The following is a 19,162-nucleotide window of genomic DNA, read 5'->3' on the forward strand; positions in this document are numbered from 1 at the left end:
TTTGATTCCGCTCTAGTGTACCATATTTTTCTCTATTTTGGGAGGTATATTTTCTGCCCCGCATATATGAGATCTTCCACCGCGATCTGGTTCAGTTCGCAGATATCTTTCACTCTGCTCATCGTTCCGTAATATCTCTCACTGATTTTCGAGAGGCTGTCCCCCTTCTGTACGGTGTACTCCTGCCAGACCTGCGCGGCGGTTTCTGCCGTCTCACTGCCGGAAGCAGTTCCCGGGGCGGACGATGGCTCTGCTCCCGGTGCTGGATCTGTCTGCGCCGTACCGGTATTGTTCTCCGCTGCACCAGTCTGCTCCCCGCCGGATGTGCTTTGCTCTCCGCTGCCTGCCGGATCCGTTCCGGATAAATTCTGCTCCTCACTTACCGCCGCGCTCCCGCTCTCATTTTCCGTTTCCAGTTCCGTTCCTGTGCTTTCCGGTGTCGAAGTATTTTCCCCTGTGTTTCCCTCTTCCGCCGCTGATGCTTCCGCTGCACTCTCCGCCGTCTGTGTCTTCTCTCCCTGTACGTTTCCCGCCACTGCTACCGTCTGCTCCTTTGTTTTCCCCGGAAACGGCAGCGCATCTCCGTATTTCTGCGTCACCGTCACAAGAAGCGCCGCAGCCGCGCATGCTGTCATCGCATAGAGGATCGGCTTTCTGTGATCGTGTTCCGGCTCCTCCCCGCTCTTCTCCTCAATCATCTTCCGAAAATCGCTGACAGCGCGGTCGGGCACGCTCTCTCCGTTTTCGATCGACCGGTTCTGATTCTGATCGATCAGATACGACTGCATCGGCTCATTCTTTTCATAATAAATGTAAAAGCCTCCCGTGCTCCGCAGGGTGCCGCCCTCGTACGTATAGAAGGTTTCCTCTTTTTCCTGTCCGTTGACGCGGAACAGCGTCTTGTCATTTCCGCCGAAGTGGTTCAGATGCGCTCGGATGATCTGTTCATTCAGATCCTCCCCGTATCCCGGAAGAGAAAGTGCCCAGCCGAGGATCTGCTGGTTTTTGAAATATTTTTCCATCACATCGTGGACCTCCGTCCATACTGCATCATCGAAGACCAGGTGATCCGGCGCCGGCTCCATCGTATGAATCGCGGCCGCGCTGCGGATAAAAAAGTAGGAAATTCCGTCCGCCCACTTAAATTCGCCGAACAGCATGGCGGCACGTCCCTCCGGTGCGGAAAAATATTTTTTCAGAAAGGTTCCGACATAATCTTCCAGATAAATCCGCTCCCTGCCGTTCGTATCACCGACCTGGCGGATATTTTTCGGCAGATGAAAGTATCCCTCGTTGCCGTTCGCCTGCTCTTTGTTTTCTTTATAGACAATCTCAATCATGCTTTTCACCCCTTTTTGCCTACTTTATCACGGATGTTCCGCGAAAAAGATCGTTTTGGGGCAGGGCTGTCACGGTTTTTTCCGACTGTTTTCCCGTTTTTCTGCACCGGAGGGCATGTCATGTTTTTTTCATTGCAGGAATAGTTTATACCATATACGGTTAAACTGTGGATGATTCTTCTGAAAGGCAGGTACCGGTCATGTTTCGAAAAAAAGACGCCGAAGTTTACTACATCAATGAGCGAAGCCGCAGCGCCAGCGAAGAGCTGGCGTCGCTGTTTTCTTACTGCATTCAAAAGGACGGACGCATGTTCCGTGAACTGGTATTTCTCTGCATCGGAAGCGACCGGATCACTGGGGATTCCTTAGGACCGCTGATCGGGTACCAGCTTTCGCCGTACTGCAGCCGCGTTTTTCATGTCTATGGAACGCTGGATGACCCGGTGCACGCCCTGAATCTACCGGACCGGATTTCGTACATCCATTCCCGCCACCCGGAGGCACTGCTCGTTGCGATCGATGCTTCGCTTGGTTCGCGGCGTCATCAGGGATACATCACGATCGGAAACGGGGCGATCCGGCCGGGCGCGGGGGCAGGGAAGACGCTGCCCGAGGTCGGGGATATTTTTATCACAGGTATTGTGAATGTATCGGGCAGTTTTGAACAGCTTCTTCTGCAGACAACCCGGCTTGCCACGATTTTCCATATGGCGGAATCCATCTCTCAGGGAATCCTGCTCGCCTGCCGGGAACTTGAGGCGGCCGGGACAAGCGAACTTCTGCTTTAAGAAAAACTGCAGACAACAAAACAGGCAGAGACTGCACCGTTTTCCGGTGTGGCCTCTGCCTGTTTTCTTTTGTCATTTATTTCGAAAAATCTTATTTACAGAACTCTTTTACCTGCTCGTAAACGCCCTCGCCGTCGAGTTTGTATTTTGCAAGAAGAGCGGCTGCCGGGCCGGACTCTCCGAAGACATCCTGTACACCGATTTTCTTCACCGGAACCGGGCATTTCTCTGCCAGTGCGTCGCAGACTGCGCTTCCAAGTCCTCCGATCACCGAGTGCTCTTCTACGGTTACGACTTTGCCGGTCTCTTTTGCTGCTGCAACGATCAGCTCCTCATCCAGCGGTTTGATGGTGTGGATGTTGATGATCTTGGCATCAATGCCGTCTGCGGCAAGTTTCTCTGCTGCTTCCAGAGCGGAGCTTACGCAAAGGCCTGTTGCAACGATGGTGACATCCTTGCCTTCACGGAGAACAACGCCTTTTCCGAGTTCAAATTTGTAATCCGGTCTGTCGTTGATCACCGGCACTGCCAGACGTCCGAAACGAAGGTAAACCGGTCCGTTGTATTCATAAGCTGCTTTCACGCAGGCTTTTGCCTCTACATCATCTGCCGGGTTCAGGATGACCATACCCGGGATGGTTCTCATCAGGGCGATATCCTCGTTGCACTGATGTGTTGCGCCGTCTTCTCCTACGGAAATTCCGGCATGGGTAGCACCGATTTTTACGTTCAGATGCGGGTATCCGATGGAGTTGCGTACCTGCTCAAACGCACGGCCTGCGGCAAACATCGCGAAGGTGCTTGCGAACGGAACGATGCCTGTGGTGGAAAGGCCGGCAGCGATTCCCATCATATTACATTCTGCGATACCACAGTCGATGTGACGGTCCGGATATGCTTTTTTGAACACACCAGTCTTGGTTGCTGCTGCAAGGTCAGCGTCGAGTACGATCAGATTGTCATGCTCTGCGCCAAGTTCAACCAGTGCATTACCGTAACTTTCTCTTGTTGCGATTTTCTTTACTTCTGACATAACGCTTCACCTGCCTTTTCCAGTTCTGCCATAGCAATTGCGTATTCTTCATCGTTCGGAGCTTTTCCGTGCCAGCCTACCTGGTTCTCCATGAAGGAAACGCCTTTTCCTTTTACGGTCTTTGTGATGATGGCGGTCGGCATGCCTGTTACGGTGCGCGCCTCATCAAATGCAGCTTTCAGCTGATCGAAATCGTTGCCGTCCGCTACGTTGATTACGTGGAAGTTGAATGCCTCGAATTTTTTGTCGATCGGGTACGGACTGTTGACATCTGCTACGTTTCCGTCGATCTGAAGTCCGTTGTTGTCTACGATCACAACGAGGTTGTCCAGATGTTTTGCTCCGGCAAACATGGCTGCCTCCCAGACCTGACCTTCCTGGATTTCACCATCGCCAAGAAGTGTATAAACACGAAATGCTTTGTTCTGCAGTTTTGCACCGAGTGCCATTCCGACTGCTGCGGAGATTCCCTGTCCGAGGGAACCGCTTGACATATCAACGCCCGGGATATGTTTCATATCCGGATGTCCCTGCAGATAAGATCCAAGATGGCGAAGGGTCAGCAGATCTTCTTTCGGGAAATAACCTTTTTCAGCCAGTGCTGCATACAGTCCCGGCGCTGTGTGGCCTTTCGAAAGTACAAAACGATCGCGGTCCGGATCTTTTGGATTTTTCGGGTCCACGTTCATTTCTTCAAAATACAGATACGTGAAAATATCGGCTGCAGACAGAGATCCGCCCGGATGGCCGGCCTTTGCTGCATGAACGCCGCTGACGATCCCTTTGCGGATCTCATTGGCCGTCTTCTGAAGTTCTAACTTGTTCATGTCTTTTCTCCTTGTTTAGTTGAATCGGAATCAAAAGCTGGAAATATCGCTATTGTTCACTTTGTTCACAATACCATATTTCCAGCTTTTATGCAATCATGTTTAGGTCTTATTCGCCGAATACAGCTTTGTAGTCAGCCTGGAATTTTGCGATTCCGGCGTCGGTCAGAGGATGTTTGGTCATCTGTACGATTACGTTGTATGGAACAGTTGCAATGTCTGCACCAGCCAGTGCGCAGTCGGTTACGTGGATCGGGTTGCGGACACTTGCTGCGATGATCTCGGTGTCGATGCCGGCTACGTCGAAGATCTCAACGATTTCACGGATCAGATCAACGCCGCGGGTGCTGATGTCATCGAGTCTTCCAAGGAATGGGGAAACATAAGTTGCACCTGCTCTTGCAGCCAGAAGTGCCTGGTTTGCGGAGAAGATCAGGGTTACGTTTGTCTTGATGCCCTCTGCGCTCAGAACTTTAACAGCTTTGAGTCCTTCTACGGTCATCGGGATTTTAACAACCATGTTTGGATGGATGGCTGCGATCTCACGGCCTTCTTTGATCATGCCTTCTGCATCTGTTGTGGTAGCTTTTACCTCGCCGCTGATCGGTCCGTCTACGATCTCGGTGATCTCTTTGATGACCTCTTTGAAGTCACGTCCTTCTTTTGCGATCAGGGACGGGTTGGTGGTAACGCCGCAGATAACGCCCATGTCGTTTGCTTTTTTAATGTCCTCTACTTTTGCTGTGTCGATGAAAAATCTCATGTTGTTTTTCCTCCCATATTCATACTTTCGTAAGGTTTCGGGGCCTGTTGTTTTCCGCAGAACGGCTCCGTTTTTCTGTTATCTCCAGTATAGATATGTTTGGTTTTTCCGTCAAGTCGGCCTCATTTTTATTAATTAATTTTATTATTTATAAATACTATTTTATAAATTACTCTGGCGGATTTTTTCTCATTTTTTCCGGTTTTTCCTTTTCTTTGTGTTTTCCCGGTTTGCGTCGGAGCTGTTTTATTCAAAATTATTAATAATAATTTCAGCCGTCCTATTTATTTTTTAATTTTTCGGTTCTTGCATACGAAGTGCTGCGCCGCACGATCAGTTTCGGCTCATACTCGACATGATACGTGCTTAAGGGTTCATTGCCGTCCTGGCTTTCCCGAAGAGACTGGATTTTCCGCAGGATGATATCGCACGCATCGCGGCCCTTCAATGGCACATAGTGGTCAATCGTCGTCAGGGAAATCGAGCGGAAGCTGGAATAGACGGTGTTGTCACATCCCACTACGGAAATATCCGCCGGAATGCGCAGTTTGCTCTCGAGCACGGCGTCCATGATCCCGAACGCGATCATATCATTCATGCCGACGATTGCCGTAAGGTTCTTGTCCTCCCGCAGCAGTTCCTTCGTCAGATAATAGCCCATCTTGTACTCAGAATCCATGCTCGGGATCACCTCGTCGAGGTCCTCATCCGCCGATTTGACGATCACGCCGTGGCCGTATCCTGCCTCCTCAAACTCGCGCACAAAGCCCTCCACGCGTTTCAGGCGCTGGCCCTGTTTGGAAGTCAGCGGAGGTGAAACAAACGCCACATGCCGGTGTCCCAGTTCCAGCAGGTGGCGTGCCATCAGCCTGCCGGGTTTTGCATTGTTCAGCTCGACCGCATCAATTTCCAGCAGCTCTTCTCGGTTGTTGATGATGACAAGCGGAATCTCCGCGGCCAGCTCCTCCACTTTTTCCTTGCAGCTTCTGCTCGGATTGCAGGTGTAGATAATTCCGCGCGGGCGCACACTCTTCATCATCCGAAGATAATTCTCTTCGATTTTCAGGTCCCTCTGCGTATTGCAGACAAAGACCCCGTAATTCTTCTCTTTTGCAACTTCTTCGATGCCGTGCAGCAGCATCACATAGTAAGGATTCGTCAGCGTCGGACAGAAGACGACGATCAGCTTGTTGCCGTTCGACTCTCTTCTCATCTTCCGCCGCGGAATCTGGTAGCCCAGCTCTTTTGCCGCCGCCTCCACTTTTTCTACTGTTTCCCGCGAGAACGAAACGTTTTCCCGCCGGTTCAGGATCATGGAGACCGTCGCCTGGGATACGCCTGAGGCTGCTGCGACATCACTGGATGTCACTTTTTTTCTGCCCATAATTACAGCTCCGTTCTGCCCTCTAACGCACGCAGAAGGGTGACTTCGTCAATATTTTCCAGATCGCCGCCCACCGGAACACCGCTTGCAATCCGCGTCACCTTGATGCCGGTCGGCTTGATCAGCTTGCTGATGTACATGGCCGTTGTCTCGCCCTCCAGGCTGGAGTTCGTGGCAACGATAACCTCCGAGACATCGCCCTGGAGGCGCTGCATCAGCTCTTTTAACCGGATGTCGTCCGGCCCAATCCCCAGCATCGGGGAGATGGCCCCGTGCAGGACGTGGTAAACGCCGTCGTATTTTCCGGTTTTTTCATATGCCGCAAGATCCTGCGTCGTCTCCACCACCATGATCACGCTGTGGTCGCGCTTGACATTTGCGCAGATCGGGCACAGCTCTTTGTCGGTCAGGGTCTGGCAGCACTTACAGTACTGGACATGGGATTTTGCTTCTGTGATCGAATCGGCCAGCCGTTTTGCCTGGTCGGCCGGCATATTCATAATATGAAAGGCCAGTCGCTGTGCGGTTTTCACACCGATGCCAGGCAGATGGGACAGCTGCTCGATCAACTGATTGATGTATCCGCTGTAGTAATCCATCAGAACGGGAATCCTCCGCCCATGCTGCCAAGTCCGCCGGCGAGTTTGCCCATTGCTTTGGCTGCTTCGTCTTCCACTTTGCGCAGTGCCTCGTTTGTCGCTGCCATAATCAGATCCTCGAGCATTTCTACGTCATCCGGATCGACGGCATCTTCGCTGATTTTAACTTTGGTTACTTCTTTTTTACCGGAAATGGTTACTTCTACGGCTCCGCCGCCTGCTGTCGCAGTGAACTCTTTCTCCTCGAGCGCTTTCTGGTTCTCTTCCATCTGCTTCTGCATTTTCTGAGCCTGCTTCATCAGATTGTTCATGTTGCCCGGCATTCCTCCCGGGAATCCTCCTCTTTTTGCCATGGGTAATATCCTCCTGAAAAATTTGTTTTTAATCTATTCTTCCCCGTCGTCGAAGTCGCTCTCGTCGTCCTCCTCGACCGGGATTCCATGAATCGCCTGCGTCAGTGCATCATCCACGGAAATCGTGGAGAGCGCGGCGTTTGCATGCTGGTCTGCTAAAATGAGCTGGACCTCTACGGTTTTTCCAGTCATCTGTTCAATAATGGTGCGGATCTCATCGGCTGCCTCCGGCCGCTCAACGTAGATGGATGCGAGCTGGTCTGCAAACTCAACAAACAGTTTGGCGTCGCCCGTCTCGCTGTTGTATTTCGGAACGGCGCTCTGCAGAAACTGGCGGAACATGCCGCTTGTCTGGCCGACAATTGCCTTCCAGGACGCGCTGATGCGCTGTAAATCCGCCGGTGCGGCTTTCACTGGTGCCGGTGCACTCTGCGGTGTTTCTGCCGCCGCATAGCCGTCTCCGGCCGCTCCGGAGCCTCCTGCACTGCCGTTTCCTGCTCCCGGTGCATTTGTCACCATCATCGGGATTCCGCGCTCCATTTTTTCTTCGAGAATCCTAAGACGCTCCAGCACGGATTCGAGGTTCTGCTCCATCTGCGGTTTGCAGAGTTTGACGAGTGCCACCTCGACGAGCACGCGCTTCTGCGCCGCATAGCGGAGCTGGCCGGAGAGCTCGGATAAAACGCGGATATAGTGGATCAGCGTCTCATCGTCTACCATCGTGCTCTCTTCTTTTAAGAGCTTCAGGTTTTCTGTAGAGACGTCGAGCAGTTCTTCGGTTTCATCTGCGCTTTTTACCAACAGCAGATTCCGCAGATACCACGTAAAGTCGGTAACGAACTGTCCCAGCTCTTTTCCGCGGTTTAAAAGGGTTTCCAGCGTGCGGATGCTTCCCGTTACATCCCCGGCGAGGATCGTGCGGAGCATCTGGCTGAAGATTTCGGTATCAACAGTTCCGAGAACTTCAAGGACTTTATCGTACGTCAGCTTCTGCCCGAGGTAGAAGGCGATGCACTGGTCCAGGAGGCTTAACGCGTCTCGCATGGAGCCGTCGCCCGCCTTTGCGACGTAGCGGATGGCTTTTTCTTCGACGTCCACGCCCTCTTTTTCCATCAGTTCACTAAGACGCGCCGCGATGGTATCGATCGTGATGCGGCGGAAATCGTACCGCTGGCATCTGGAAAGGATCGTCACCGGGATTTTGTTTGCCTCTGTGGTCGCCAGAATGAAGATGACATAGGACGGCGGCTCCTCCAGGGTTTTTAAGAGTGCATTGAACGCTCCGGTAGAAAGCATATGCACCTCGTCGATGATATAGACTTTATACCGTCCCTGTGTCGGCCGGTAGGCTACCTCCTCACGGATTTCACGGATGTTGTCGACACCGTTGTTCGATGCCGCGTCGATCTCGATGACGTTCGTGGAAACGCCCGCCAGAATCGCCTTACACGTCGGACATTCGTTGCACGGGCTTCCGTCCACGGGATGTTCGCAGTTGACCGAACGGGCGAGAATCTTGGCGATCGTCGTTTTTCCTGTTCCGCGGGTTCCGCAGAACAGGTACGCATGACCGATGCGGTCCGCGCGGATCTGATTTTTTAATGTTGTTACAATGTGATCCTGTCCTTTTACATCCTCAAAGGTGGAAGGACGGAATTTTCGGTACAGAGCAGTATAGCTCATAAAATTTTTCTCCTTTTATTGCATCGGCATGGAAGCCTGCCGCCGGCAGTTTCTTTTAGACAGCAGTGCAACAGAAGAACGGAGACCTTGTTCTTCTTGCTTTAAGGCCTCCGTTCTTTTTCCCTGCCTTTTTCGGGAACGCATCAATCGCCGAAGCTGATTCCCATCCGTTTTGCCTGCAGGACTTCCTGTGCATTCGGATCTACGGTCTTTAATTTTCCGGCGCACTCGCCCAGCGGAATTTTCTTTACTTTTCCGTTGACCATTCCGACCATGTAGCCGTACTGTTTGTCCAGAATAAGCTGTGCTGCCTCGGATCCGAGTCTTGTGGAAAGGACACGGTCATACGGACACGGGCTGCCGCCTCGCTGCATGTGGCCCGGTACGGTGACGCGGATTTCCATGCCTGTCTTTGCCTCGATTTCTTCTGCGATCTTGTAGGATACGGACGGGTATTTCTTTGCGATTTCTTCCTGACGTTTTTTCAGCTCTTTCTTCGGAAGTGCTGCGTCTTCTTTTGCAATTGCACCCTCGGCAACGGCAAGAATGGTGAATCCGCTTCCGCGCTCTTTTCGTCTGTTGATGGCCTCGCATACTTTTTCAATATCGTATGGAATTTCCGGAATCAGGATAACGTCTGCGCCGCTTGCGATTCCGGCGTACAGCGTCAGCCAGCCTACTTTATGACCCATAACCTCTACGATAAAAACTCTCTGGTGAGAGGAGGCTGTTGTATGGATGCAGTCGATCGCATCGGATGCAATATTGACGGCACTGTAGAAACCGAAGGTCATATCCGTTCCGTAGATATCATTATCGATGGTTTTCGGAAGATGGATAATATTCAGTCCTTCCTCTCTCAAGAGGTTTGCTGTTTTCTGGGTTCCGTTTCCGCCAAGAATGACAAGGCAGTCCAGAAGGAGCTTGTGGTAGGTATGCTTCATTGCTTCCACTTTGTCCAGACCGTTTGCATCCGGGGTACGCATCAGCTTAAACGGCTGACGTGAGGTTCCGAGAATAGTTCCTCCCTGTGTTAATATACCGGAAAAATCTTTTGCACTGAGCATGCGGTAATCGCTGTAGATGAGGCCTTTATAGCCGTTCATGAATCCGTATACTTCGAGATCTTTTACATTGTTTGCAAGGCCTTTTACGACTCCGCGCATGGTCGCATTTAATGCCTGGCAGTCTCCGCCGCTTGTTAACAGACCAATTCTTAACATATGACTTTTCCCATCCTGTTCTTTATTAGATTTTCACGACTGCTTCTTGTTTCTTGGCAGTATTATGGAATGTTTACATTATACCCTATTTTTTTCGTTCTCACAATAGTTCGGGGGAAGAAAGCGCGGGAGTTTCTATTTTTTGTACGAAAAAAGGAAGTCTGGGGTTCAGGCTTCCTTGGATTTTCTTTTTTATGCGCGCCGCACTTCGAACTCTCACCACGAACGTTACTCCTACAGCCTACTCGGCCCAGGCACCCTCACGGCACACAGGAGATTCCACTTAGTGCTGCTGCATTCCTGCCCTGACACGGTTCATGGAGTCCTGTTGCGTAAGACCCAGACGTCAACGTCACTTATAGAAGGCAGCTTCGCAATGAAAGAGCCCTCGGATTGGCATCACCCCCGCTGTAGCGGATTGCGGGTACAGGGCACCGCTATCTCCCCGGCTGCGCATTGTTTAGTATACGGGATTTCGGAGGGGATGTCAAGGAATTTGTGAATTGAAATATTGGTATAGCACGAGTATAATTTATAGTAAGGCCAGAAAATAACGCAAAAATTCAGTACCGCAGAGTGTGAACGACTGCTTTTTTCATTATTTTCAAAATTTGCTATCGATAACTTTTTGAAAATGATATATTTTTTTCTTATAGAAGGAGGGTGGACGAATGATACGAGTTACGGTCTGGAATGAGTTTCAGCATGAGCGAACACAGGAGAAAGTGAAAGAGATTTATCCGGACGGGATTCATGCCTGTATTGCAAAGTTTCTGGGACAAGAGGAGGAGCTTTCGGTTCGGACGGCTGTGTTTGACGAGAAGGAGCATGGGCTGACGGAAGAAGTGCTGGCAAATACCGATGTGCTGGTGTTCTGGAATCATATGCTGCAGGAGGAGTTCTCGGACGATGTGGCCGAGCGGGTTCGGCGTCATGTGCTAGCCGGAATGGGGCTGGTAGTTCTGCATTCAGGGCATTATTCCAAGATTATGCGGAAGCTTCTCGGAACAAGTATGACGCTTCGGTGGCGGCATGGGGATCGTGAGAGACTGTTCTGTACGTGTCCGACCCATCCGATCGCGCAGGGAATTCCGGCATGGGTGGATATTCCGGAGGAAGAGATGTACGGGGAGTTTTTTGATATTCCCAAACCGGATGATGTGGTATTTACGGGATGGTTTGCAGGCGGTGAGGTGTTCCGCAGCGGATGCACCTTTACACGTGGGCTGGGCAAAATTTTCTATTTTCAGCCGGGACACGAGGAATACCCCATTTACCATATGCCGGTGATTCAGAAGATTATCAAAAACGGGGTGCGCTGGTGCGTTCCTGTAGTACGAAGACCGGCACCACTGGATAATGCATGGGTGAATCCATCTACAGAGGAAGTGTATCTTTCTTCACACGAAAAATAGCAACTGCAGTTTACCGATATCTGTATCCCGTTTGATTTTTTCAAAACAGGGGTCTGATTTCACGATCAAAAATGTTCTGCAATACGCGGATGGAATCTGCGTACACATTGCATAAATCAGGAGGAAATGTTATATGAGAAAGCTTTCCGTTTTTTACGAACACATTCTACAGGCGTGTGAGCAATCCGGTAAGACGATTCCGGAAGTGCTCGCGTTCTGCAGGGATCAGGGAATTTCGGCTGTTGAGATGAACTACAGTCTGTTTGCATCAGAAAAAGAGGTCATTGCCCCGATGCTTTCCGATGCGGGGCTGGTGATCAGCTGTATGCATGAAACCTTTGATTTTTCCCATGATACGGATCTTGGCAGAGCACAGCAGATGCTCGATACTGCGGCATCGCAGCAGGTTTCGCGTGTCCTGTTTGTTGCAGGCGCGCTTGAAACTGCCGAAGCGGCAGAGCTTGCAGCCTGCAGCAGCACCTATGAGGCAACGAGTACTTTTATGGCCGAAAACAAATCGATTCAAAATATGGTACATGCGCTTTCCTCACTCGCCGAATATGCGGCTTTGCGTGGCGTTACGATTACCTTAGAGGACTTTGACGGTTTTTTACAGCCGTTTGCACGCACATATCCGCTGCTCTGGTTTATGGAGCACGTGCCGGGGCTGCGGTATACGCTTGATATCGGAAATTTTGCTTTCAGTGATGAGGATGTTTCGTATGCTGCCTGGCTTCTGAAGGATTATATTGTCCATGTTCACTGTAAGGATCGTGCCGAAAGCCCGCTCGTTCACGGACGTTTCTGCCGCGGCCTTGGCCAGACACCGGCCGGAACGGGATATCTGCCGATGGCAAAGCTTCTTACAGATTTAGAAGCGTGCGATTACGACGGTTATCTCGCCATCGAGCATTTCGATGCGCCGGATCAGTTATCGTTCATCGAACAGTCCGCAGCGTTTCTGCGCCAGTGGGTTTCCGAATAATTCCGCCTCTTTCATAAGCGCTCTGATTTTCGGAAAAATTCGTATTTCCGGGGAGAATTTCAGCAAAAAAATTATGTCGAAAAAATTCTTTACTATCTTTGGTTTTTTCGTATCTTTTCCTTGCTTTCCATGGAAAACATGGTAAACTAAATTTGAAGCTTTTTGAGAAGGCGTGATTCGAAAAGCAAATCTAAAACAAGAGGGTTTTAAAGTAATGGGAGAAATTATTATTCCGCAGGGTTACAAATCTGCATTAAACCTCCACGATACACAGGTGGCGATTAAAACAGTAAAGGATTATTTCCAGCACGAGCTGACACATCGTCTACATCTGCTCCGTGTAACAGCTCCGCTTTTTGTACAGCCGGAAACCGGCTTGAATGACAATCTGAATGGCGTAGAACACCCGGTTTCTTTTGAGTTAAAGGATCAGGGTACCAAGAAAACCGCTGAAATTGTTCAGTCTCTGGCAAAATGGAAACGGTACGCGCTTCACAAATACGGCTTCTCTGAGGGAGAAGGCATCTACACCGATATGAACGCCATCCGCCAGGACGAGGTGACCGACAACATTCACTCCGTTTACGTGGATCAGTGGGACTGGGAAAAAATCATGTCCCCGGAAGAACGCAATCTTGATTTCTTAAAGAGTACCGTAAAAGATATCTATGAGGCACTGAAAAACACGGAAAAACATATGGCAGACCAGTACGACTACATCGAAACCATTCTGCCGGATGAAATTTTCTTTATCACTTCCCAGGAACTTGAGGATCGCTATCCGGATCTGACTCCAAAGGAAAGAGAGTATACAATCACCAAAGAAAAAGGTGCTGTCTTTATTATGCAGATCGGCGGCGTGCTTGCTTCCGGAGAGCGTCAGGACGGACGTTCCCCGGACTACGACGACTGGTCCTTAAACGGCGATCTGATCGTTTATTATCCAGTGCTTGACATCGCCCTTGAGCTCTCCTCCATGGGTATCCGCGTCAACGCAGATGCTCTCCGCGCCCAGTTAAAGGAATGCGGATGCCAGTCCCGCGCGAAGCTTCCCTTCCAGAAATCCATTCTGAACGGCACTCTCCCGCAGACAATCGGCGGCGGTATCGGACAGTCCCGTATCTGTATGTTTTTCCTGCGCAAAGCGCACATCGGAGAGGTACAGTGCTCGGTATGGCCGATGGAGACACGAGAGGTGATGGATGTGATGAATATTCAGCTTCTGTAAGATTGGTTTCGAATAGACTATTACTGTAAAAGGGATACGTTTCCTGTCCGCCCGTTTTCAGGGTATGACAGAAACGTATCCCTTTTATATTTTCCTGCATTGCTGCTGCATTTCGTCCTTACATCAAATCTTTTTCTGTTTTTCGCGGTTTCAGAACCGTTCTTCCAAAAGCTCAAGCAGTTCCTCTCTCTGAAAGGATGCTGTCTTAATTTCATCACCGGAAAGGATCTCTTCCGCCAGCTCTTTTTTCATCTGCTGAAGCTTGATGATTTTTTCCTCGATGGTTCCTTTTGCAATCAATTTGTATACCGTCACAACATTTTTCTGCCCAATACGATGTGCACGGTCTGTCGCCTGATTTTCAACAGCAACATTCCACCATGGATCGTAATGGATGACGATATCCGCGCCGGTCAGGTTCAGGCCGGTTCCACCTGCTTTCAGGGAAATACAGAATACAGACGTGTCATCCCGGTTGAACTGTTCCACCATTTGTGCACGCTGCTCTTTTTTCGTGCTTCCCTGCAGGACAAAGTAGCTGATGCTTTCTTCCTGCAGACGCGCGGTCAGGATCTCGATCATCGAAGTGAACTGGGAGAACAGCAGGATTTTGTGGCCGGATTCCACGGCACTCTGAATCAGCTCGATGCAGAGATCGAGTTTTGCCGAACCGCCTTCGTAATTTTCGTAAACAAGCGCAGGATCACAGCAGAGCTGACGCAGCCGCGTCAGTTCAGAGAGCACCTGGAACCTGGAATCGGCAAATTCTTCCTCTGTCTGGTTCTGCAGCATAAGCGCCAGCCGCTGGGCATGTGCATGATACAGCTCCTTCTGCTTCTGTTCCATGCGGGCAGCCATATTTTTCTCAATTTTGTCCGGCAGATCCTTCAGCACTTCCTTCTTCAGACGGCGCAGAATAAACGGACGGATCATCTTTTGCAGACGTTCTAATCTTTCTTCGTCGCCGTTCCGCACAATCGGAAGTTCAAACTGCTCGCGGAATTTCTGATATCCATAGAGGAATCCCGGCATCAGATAATCAAAGATGCTCCATAGTTCACTTAACTGGTTTTCTACCGGTGTTCCGGTTAATGCCAGGCGGAACGATGCATGGATCGTTTTCACGGCTTTTGCTCCCTGCGTTGCGTGATTTTTGATGAACTGCGCCTCATCAATGATCTCGCAGAAGAACGGGAGATCCTGATACAGTTCGATATCGCGGCGGAGCAAATCGTACGAGGTAATCAAAATATCCTGCATACCGGCATTTTCGATCATCTCTTTCCTCTGTTCCTGTGTACCGGCGACGAGTCTCGTCTGCAGCTCCGGAGCAAAGCGGGCACATTCGCTCTCCCAGTTATAGACGAGAGATGCCGGTGCAACGATCAAAGAACGACGATTTGCATCTTCGGGTGCTTCCTGCATTTCAGATAAGAGAAAGGCGATGGTCTGCAGCGTCTTTCCAAGTCCCATATCATCCGCCAGAATACCGCCAAAGCCGTTCTGGCATAAGGTTTTCAGCCACCAGAATCCTGTTTTCTGATATTCACGGAGCTGTGCCTGCAGATTGTCCGGAAGTTCAAAATCGTTCTCCTCTGCAGTTTTCATATTTCGGATCAGCATACGGAACTCGCGGTTTTTCTCAACCTGAAGATCATCCTGCTCTTTTAAACGGGTATCGAGGTAGAGTGCTCGGTATTTCGGAATTGTGATCTCGCCGCTCTTCAGCTTTGCCTCGGAGATCTGCAGATTTTCCCGCAGTTCCGAGAGAACGCGGATACCGTCCTCGTCCATATCCATAAATTCACCGGTCCTCAGGCGGTAAAATTTCTTTTTCCGGTCATATTTTGAAAGAATCTCTGCCAGTTCCTCCATGTCAAAATTGCCCGGATTCAAATGAAGTTCCAGTACATTTTCTGCGAGGGATACACCGACAGAAACTTTCGGGGACGGGATGACACGGATCGCTTTTAACCGGTCAGAAACAAAAATTTCGCCCAGTTTCTGCAGATCTTCCATACCGCTGCTTAAAAACTCATACATCTCATCGGCTCCCTGGAGAAGCATCTGATGTTTCCGCGCATCATAAGCGCTGAAACAGGATCGAACGAGCTGGTTTGCCGCTGCTTCTTTCCGTACATCACGGCCATGGGAAAGCTGATGGATATCGTTTGCATCTGCAAAAACATTGTATTTTTTCTCGCCATAGACAGCCAGAAGTTCGCAGATAATCATATCATGCTGCGGCGCATCCAGATAAATCTGAAATTCCACCTGCGGCGGAAGATACTGCTGTAATTCCAGCTTTTCTTCTTTTTTTACCTTAAAATGTTCCTCCAACACCGGGAGAAGTCCCTGGCAGAAGGTCGGGATATCTTCTTTTGCAATTTCACAGACTCCGTCCGGACATCGCTCCATATATTCCAGGAAGTCGCAGACTTCTGCTATCTCTTCCCTTGGGACTCGGTAAATTGTATTTTTTTCTGAAAGAAAATACAAATATTTTCTGCCATAAAAAATGGGATCCGCGTACATCTGTACCTTTAGGCCATCTGCTTTCCGTAAAAGCTTCATTTCATACTGCGGCATCCCCTCCTGGCAGTGCCACAGTTTTTCTTCTCTCCAGTTCGTACGACAAAAGAACTCCTGGCTGCCAACAGCCTCAAAAAATTCATCCATATTCTGCACAGAAATCATCACATAACGGTCATCAAAGCAGGACGCATAGCTGCCGGTACCTATCTGATAGCATGAGCCGCGTTCCATGGTATATGCGCTCAGAAATTCTACCATCGGACGGCTTTCTTCTTCAAAAGCATCCATACAGTGCAAAAAAGAAAGCTGTGCACCGTAGCTGACCGTTTCCATATTTTTTACAGCTGCTGTCATTTTGGAAACACTTTTTAATACATACATCCTTTTGCTTCCGATTTTAAATTCTGCCCGAAAGGAATCGTCAAACTGGCTCTCCAGATGAATTTCCAGTTTAACCTGACCTGCTTTTGCTTTCGGCAGAAAAGCAACCTGATCCCGCATCACATAATGTGAAAGCAGTTCAGAAAAACCGGGGCTTGTCTCTGCTTTTGGTGTTGGTTTTACTACTTTTCTGACAATTTTATGTTCTCCCTGGAATTCTTCCATTCCTTTTTTCACGCCGACAGCACGAAGAAGCTGCTCCAGTTCCTGATGTTCTTCGTCATTTCTCACTTTTTCTTCCAGTTTTTTTCTCTCTTTTTTCCGCCATTCAAGATAGTACAGCAAAACAGCGACACAATGTTTGCACAATCCCCAGTACTGCTCATGTGCCGGACAATCACAATCATCTTCCATAATTTCAGACATTTCTTCATCTACAGAAACGCTGACACAATACATATTTTTTCCGCTTCCGTCTACGACAGCTGTAATTTTATGCAGTTGATATCCGAAAATATCCTCCATTTCCTGTACCTGAAAAGCATGCACTTTCTGTTCTTCATAGATCTTTTTTCCACGGTTATATGATACGGAATTCGTCTCCTGTTTGATGTCCGCCTTTGTAATCATGCTGGTAAAATCCTTTCTGTTCTATCTTTTCCCATCATTCACAATTCGTATTTTACAGATTCTGGTTTTGATCCCATCCGGGTCAAGATCTCCACTGTAGTAAATGGGAATCCCACTCTGTACGATCAACGAAATCAGTTTTAATGCTGCATACCGCGGCTGTCCCGACGTACACAGCAGCGACACATTCTTTCCCTGCACCTGTTCCATAAGATAGCTGAATACCATTTCGTTTTCCACAATGTATACACACGTTCCGACAGGCTGTACTTCTGTAATACCCTTCAGATTTTCCATGGTAAGCACATACGGTTCCCCGCATCGGCAAAAGGCTTCATATGCTGGATGCCATATCTCCTGTTTTTTCAAACGAATTCCAAACGCATGTACCAGGGAAGAAATGTTATCCGGTACAATTCCCACGCACTGCAGCAGTTCTCTCCATTGCATTCGGTACTGATAAATAAGAGGTTTGATCAATTGCCTCCAAGTAGTCCATCCTTTTTTCCTTTCTTATTCTCTTTTATTTCAACTAATAAAAATTATATCATATCCTGCTATATATGATAAGTTTCTTTTGGTTAAAAACAGAAAAACCCCGGCCGCCTTACGGCGCCGGGGTCTCTTACGTTTGAGCACAAGTATCTTTCGATACAATTATATTTTATTTAGAATAGTCTACCGATAATTAGTCGATCAGAGTAGCAACACGGCCTGATCCAACGGTACGGCCACCCTCACGGATAGCGAAGGTAAGACCCTGATCCATAGCGATCGGGTGGATCAGTTCGATGGTCATCTCTACGTTATCGCCAGGCATGCACATCTCAGTTCCTTCTGGAAGAGTGATAACACCTGTTACGTCAGTTGTACGGAAGTAGAACTGCGGACGATAGTTGTTGAAGAATGGAGTATGACGGCCACCCTCGTCTTTTGTCAGAACGTATACCTGAGCGGTAAATTTGGTATGGCAGTGAACGGTACCTGGTTTAGCCAGAACCTGTCCTCTTTCGATCTCTGTTCTCTGAACACCACGAAGCAGAGCACCGATGTTATCACCAGCCTGAGCCTCATCGAGGAGTTTACGGAACATCTCGATACCAGTTACAACAGTTTTCTTGGTCTCTTCTTTCAGACCTGCGATTTCAACTTCCTCATTCAGATGAAGAACACCAGCCTCAACACGGCCAGTAGCAACAGTACCACGACCAGTGATGGTGAATACGTCCTCTACAGGCATGATGAAATCTTTATCTGTGTCACGCTGCGGATCCGGGATCCAGCTATCTACTGCATCCATAAGCTCCATGATTTTATCTCCCCATGGGCCAGCCGGATCTTCCAGAGCTTTCAGAGCAGAACCCTGGATGATCGGAGTGTCATCTCCCGGGAAGTCATACTCGTTCAGCAGCTCACGGATCTCCATGTCTACCAGCTCAAGCAGCTCTTCGTCGTCTACCATATCGCATTTGTTCATGAATACAACGATGTAAGGTACACCTACCTGACGGGACAGAAGGATGTGCTCTTTTGTCTGAGCCATAACACCGTCTGTAGCAGCTACTACAAGGATAGCTCCGTCCATCTGTGCAGCACCAGTGATCATGTTCTTTACATAGTCAGCATGGCCTGGGCAGTCAACGTGTGCATAGTGTCTTTTCTCTGTCTGATACTCAACGTGTGCAGTAGAGATTGTGATACCACGCTCTCTCTCTTCCGGAGCTTTATCGATATCTTCGAAGTTCTCAGCAGTGTTTCCTTCTACTCTGGTAGAAAGTACTTTTGTGATAGCTGCGGTCAGAGTTGTTTTACCATGGTCAACGTGGCCGATGGTACCAATGTTACAATGCGGTTTTGTTCTTTCAAATTTAGCTTTAGCCATTTTAAAATGTCCTCCTTAAAATTGCGCCCAGTGGGCTTTTTTGAGACTAAATTGGTGGCAGGAACCCACCTGAATCGTAAACCTGCTAAGTCTGATTATATTGCATTTCCGTC

The 19,162-nt window shown here is 49.2% G+C and carries 16 protein-coding genes and 1 other RNA gene; 4 read left to right on the plus strand and 13 right to left on the minus strand.

Annotation, left to right across the window (positions count from 1 at the left end):
- Positions 1-32 precede the first annotated feature (32 nt).
- Positions 33-1,340, minus strand: coding sequence for a LysM peptidoglycan-binding domain-containing protein (locus DWX00_RS11430; RefSeq protein WP_226906423.1), 1,308 nt, complete (start codon positions 1,338-1,340; stop codon positions 33-35).
- Positions 1,341-1,540: 200 nt separating this feature from the next.
- Here DWX00_RS11430 and yyaC point away from each other — a divergent pair, with 200 nt between their 5' ends.
- A complete protein-coding gene (gene yyaC, locus DWX00_RS11435) occupies positions 1,541-2,128 on the plus strand; it encodes a spore protease YyaC (protein WP_022463275.1) in 588 nt (195 codons plus the stop codon).
- A gap of 91 nt (positions 2,129-2,219) precedes the next feature.
- Here yyaC and DWX00_RS11440 read toward each other — a convergent pair whose 3' ends face one another.
- The 9 genes from DWX00_RS11440 to ffs form a co-directional block, all read right to left on the minus strand.
- The gene (locus DWX00_RS11440; protein WP_055219295.1) at positions 2,220-3,161 is read right to left on the minus strand and encodes a transketolase family protein; all 942 of its coding nucleotides are present in this window, start codon (positions 3,159-3,161) and stop codon (positions 2,220-2,222) included.
- Complete coding sequence (locus DWX00_RS11445; protein WP_055219293.1) at positions 3,149-3,988, minus strand: transketolase; 840 nt, start codon at positions 3,986-3,988, stop codon at positions 3,149-3,151. Before DWX00_RS11445 ends, DWX00_RS11440 begins: the two co-directional genes overlap by 13 nt.
- A 109-nt stretch (positions 3,989-4,097) precedes the next feature.
- On the minus strand, positions 4,098-4,751 hold the full coding sequence (gene fsa, locus DWX00_RS11450; protein WP_022463272.1) for a fructose-6-phosphate aldolase: 654 nt from the start codon (positions 4,749-4,751) through the stop codon (positions 4,098-4,100).
- A 280-nt stretch (positions 4,752-5,031) separates the two neighbouring features.
- Positions 5,032-6,135: a LacI family DNA-binding transcriptional regulator gene (locus DWX00_RS11455; protein ID WP_117761711.1), complete on the minus strand. Its 1,104-nt coding sequence runs from the start codon at positions 6,133-6,135 to the stop codon at positions 5,032-5,034.
- 2 nt (positions 6,136-6,137) lie between these two features.
- Positions 6,138-6,734, minus strand: coding sequence for a recombination mediator RecR (recR, locus tag DWX00_RS11460; protein ID WP_022463270.1), 597 nt, complete (start codon positions 6,732-6,734; stop codon positions 6,138-6,140).
- Entirely contained in the window at positions 6,734-7,087 is a 354-nt protein-coding gene (locus DWX00_RS11465) for a YbaB/EbfC family nucleoid-associated protein (protein ID WP_022463269.1), read from the minus strand. Before DWX00_RS11465 ends, recR begins: the two co-directional genes overlap by 1 nt.
- A gap of 33 nt (positions 7,088-7,120) precedes the next feature.
- Positions 7,121-8,770 (minus strand): DNA polymerase III subunit gamma/tau, encoded by a 1,650-nt coding sequence (gene dnaX / locus DWX00_RS11470; RefSeq protein ID WP_055265662.1) that lies wholly within the window; start codon positions 8,768-8,770, stop codon positions 7,121-7,123.
- 143 nt (positions 8,771-8,913) lie between these two features.
- Positions 8,914-9,993: a 6-phosphofructokinase gene (locus DWX00_RS11475; RefSeq protein ID WP_022463267.1), complete on the minus strand. Its 1,080-nt coding sequence runs from the start codon at positions 9,991-9,993 to the stop codon at positions 8,914-8,916.
- Positions 9,994-10,187: 194 nt separating this feature from the next.
- Positions 10,188-10,450, minus strand: an RNA gene (ffs, locus tag DWX00_RS11480) — signal recognition particle sRNA large type.
- A 214-nt stretch (positions 10,451-10,664) separates the two neighbouring features.
- Here ffs and DWX00_RS11485 point away from each other — a divergent pair.
- The 3 genes from DWX00_RS11485 to asnA all read left to right on the plus strand — a co-directional run bounded on the left by DWX00_RS11485 (position 10,665) and on the right by asnA (position 13,621).
- Entirely contained in the window at positions 10,665-11,408 is a 744-nt protein-coding gene (locus tag DWX00_RS11485) for a ThuA domain-containing protein (protein WP_117805071.1), read from the plus strand.
- A gap of 133 nt (positions 11,409-11,541) precedes the next feature.
- A complete protein-coding gene (locus tag DWX00_RS11490; protein ID WP_117805070.1) occupies positions 11,542-12,393 on the plus strand; it encodes a sugar phosphate isomerase/epimerase family protein in 852 nt (283 codons plus the stop codon).
- 214 nt (positions 12,394-12,607) lie between these two features.
- Entirely contained in the window at positions 12,608-13,621 is a 1,014-nt protein-coding gene (gene asnA, locus DWX00_RS11495) for an aspartate--ammonia ligase (RefSeq protein ID WP_022463264.1), read from the plus strand.
- Positions 13,622-13,771: 150 nt separating this feature from the next.
- Here the strand turns inward: asnA and DWX00_RS11500 are convergent, their stop codons facing one another.
- From DWX00_RS11500 to tuf, 3 genes are all read right to left on the minus strand, one after another.
- On the minus strand, positions 13,772-17,167 hold the full coding sequence (locus DWX00_RS11500) for a DEAD/DEAH box helicase (protein WP_118595260.1): 3,396 nt from the start codon (positions 17,165-17,167) through the stop codon (positions 13,772-13,774).
- Between the two features lie 21 nt (positions 17,168-17,188).
- Positions 17,189-17,647 (minus strand): DUF2399 domain-containing protein, encoded by a 459-nt coding sequence (locus tag DWX00_RS11505; RefSeq protein ID WP_243038006.1) that lies wholly within the window; start codon positions 17,645-17,647, stop codon positions 17,189-17,191.
- Between the two features lie 208 nt (positions 17,648-17,855).
- On the minus strand, positions 17,856-19,049 hold the full coding sequence (tuf, locus tag DWX00_RS11510) for an elongation factor Tu (protein WP_022463261.1): 1,194 nt from the start codon (positions 19,047-19,049) through the stop codon (positions 17,856-17,858).
- Positions 19,050-19,162: the final 113 nt, after the last annotated feature.

The sequence above is a fragment of the Blautia sp. AF17-9LB genome (assembly GCF_003479185.1).
Lineage (GTDB): Bacteria > Bacillota > Clostridia > Lachnospirales > Lachnospiraceae > Fusicatenibacter > Fusicatenibacter saccharivorans.

Coding starts and splice junctions, on each gene's coding strand:
- DWX00_RS11430 (WP_226906423.1), bottom strand. CDS start 1,340: ATGATTGAGATTGTCTATAAAGAAAACAAAGAGCAGGCGAACGGCAAC.
- yyaC (WP_022463275.1), top strand. CDS start 1,541: ATGTTTCGAAAAAAAGACGCCGAAGTTTACTACATCAATGAGCGAAGC.
- DWX00_RS11440 (WP_055219295.1), bottom strand. CDS start 3,161: ATGTCAGAAGTAAAGAAAATCGCAACAAGAGAAAGTTACGGTAATGCA.
- DWX00_RS11445 (WP_055219293.1), bottom strand. CDS start 3,988: ATGAACAAGTTAGAACTTCAGAAGACGGCCAATGAGATCCGCAAAGGG.
- fsa (WP_022463272.1), bottom strand. CDS start 4,751: ATGAGATTTTTCATCGACACAGCAAAAGTAGAGGACATTAAAAAAGCA.
- DWX00_RS11455 (WP_117761711.1), bottom strand. CDS start 6,135: ATGGGCAGAAAAAAAGTGACATCCAGTGATGTCGCAGCAGCCTCAGGC.
- recR (WP_022463270.1), bottom strand. CDS start 6,734: ATGGATTACTACAGCGGATACATCAATCAGTTGATCGAGCAGCTGTCC.
- DWX00_RS11465 (WP_022463269.1), bottom strand. CDS start 7,087: ATGGCAAAAAGAGGAGGATTCCCGGGAGGAATGCCGGGCAACATGAAC.
- dnaX (WP_055265662.1), bottom strand. CDS start 8,770: ATGAGCTATACTGCTCTGTACCGAAAATTCCGTCCTTCCACCTTTGAG.
- DWX00_RS11475 (WP_022463267.1), bottom strand. CDS start 9,993: ATGTTAAGAATTGGTCTGTTAACAAGCGGCGGAGACTGCCAGGCATTA.
- DWX00_RS11485 (WP_117805071.1), top strand. CDS start 10,665: ATGATACGAGTTACGGTCTGGAATGAGTTTCAGCATGAGCGAACACAG.
- DWX00_RS11490 (WP_117805070.1), top strand. CDS start 11,542: ATGAGAAAGCTTTCCGTTTTTTACGAACACATTCTACAGGCGTGTGAG.
- asnA (WP_022463264.1), top strand. CDS start 12,608: ATGGGAGAAATTATTATTCCGCAGGGTTACAAATCTGCATTAAACCTC.
- DWX00_RS11500 (WP_118595260.1), bottom strand. CDS start 17,167: ATGATTACAAAGGCGGACATCAAACAGGAGACGAATTCCGTATCATAT.
- tuf (WP_022463261.1), bottom strand. CDS start 19,049: ATGGCTAAAGCTAAATTTGAAAGAACAAAACCGCATTGTAACATTGGT.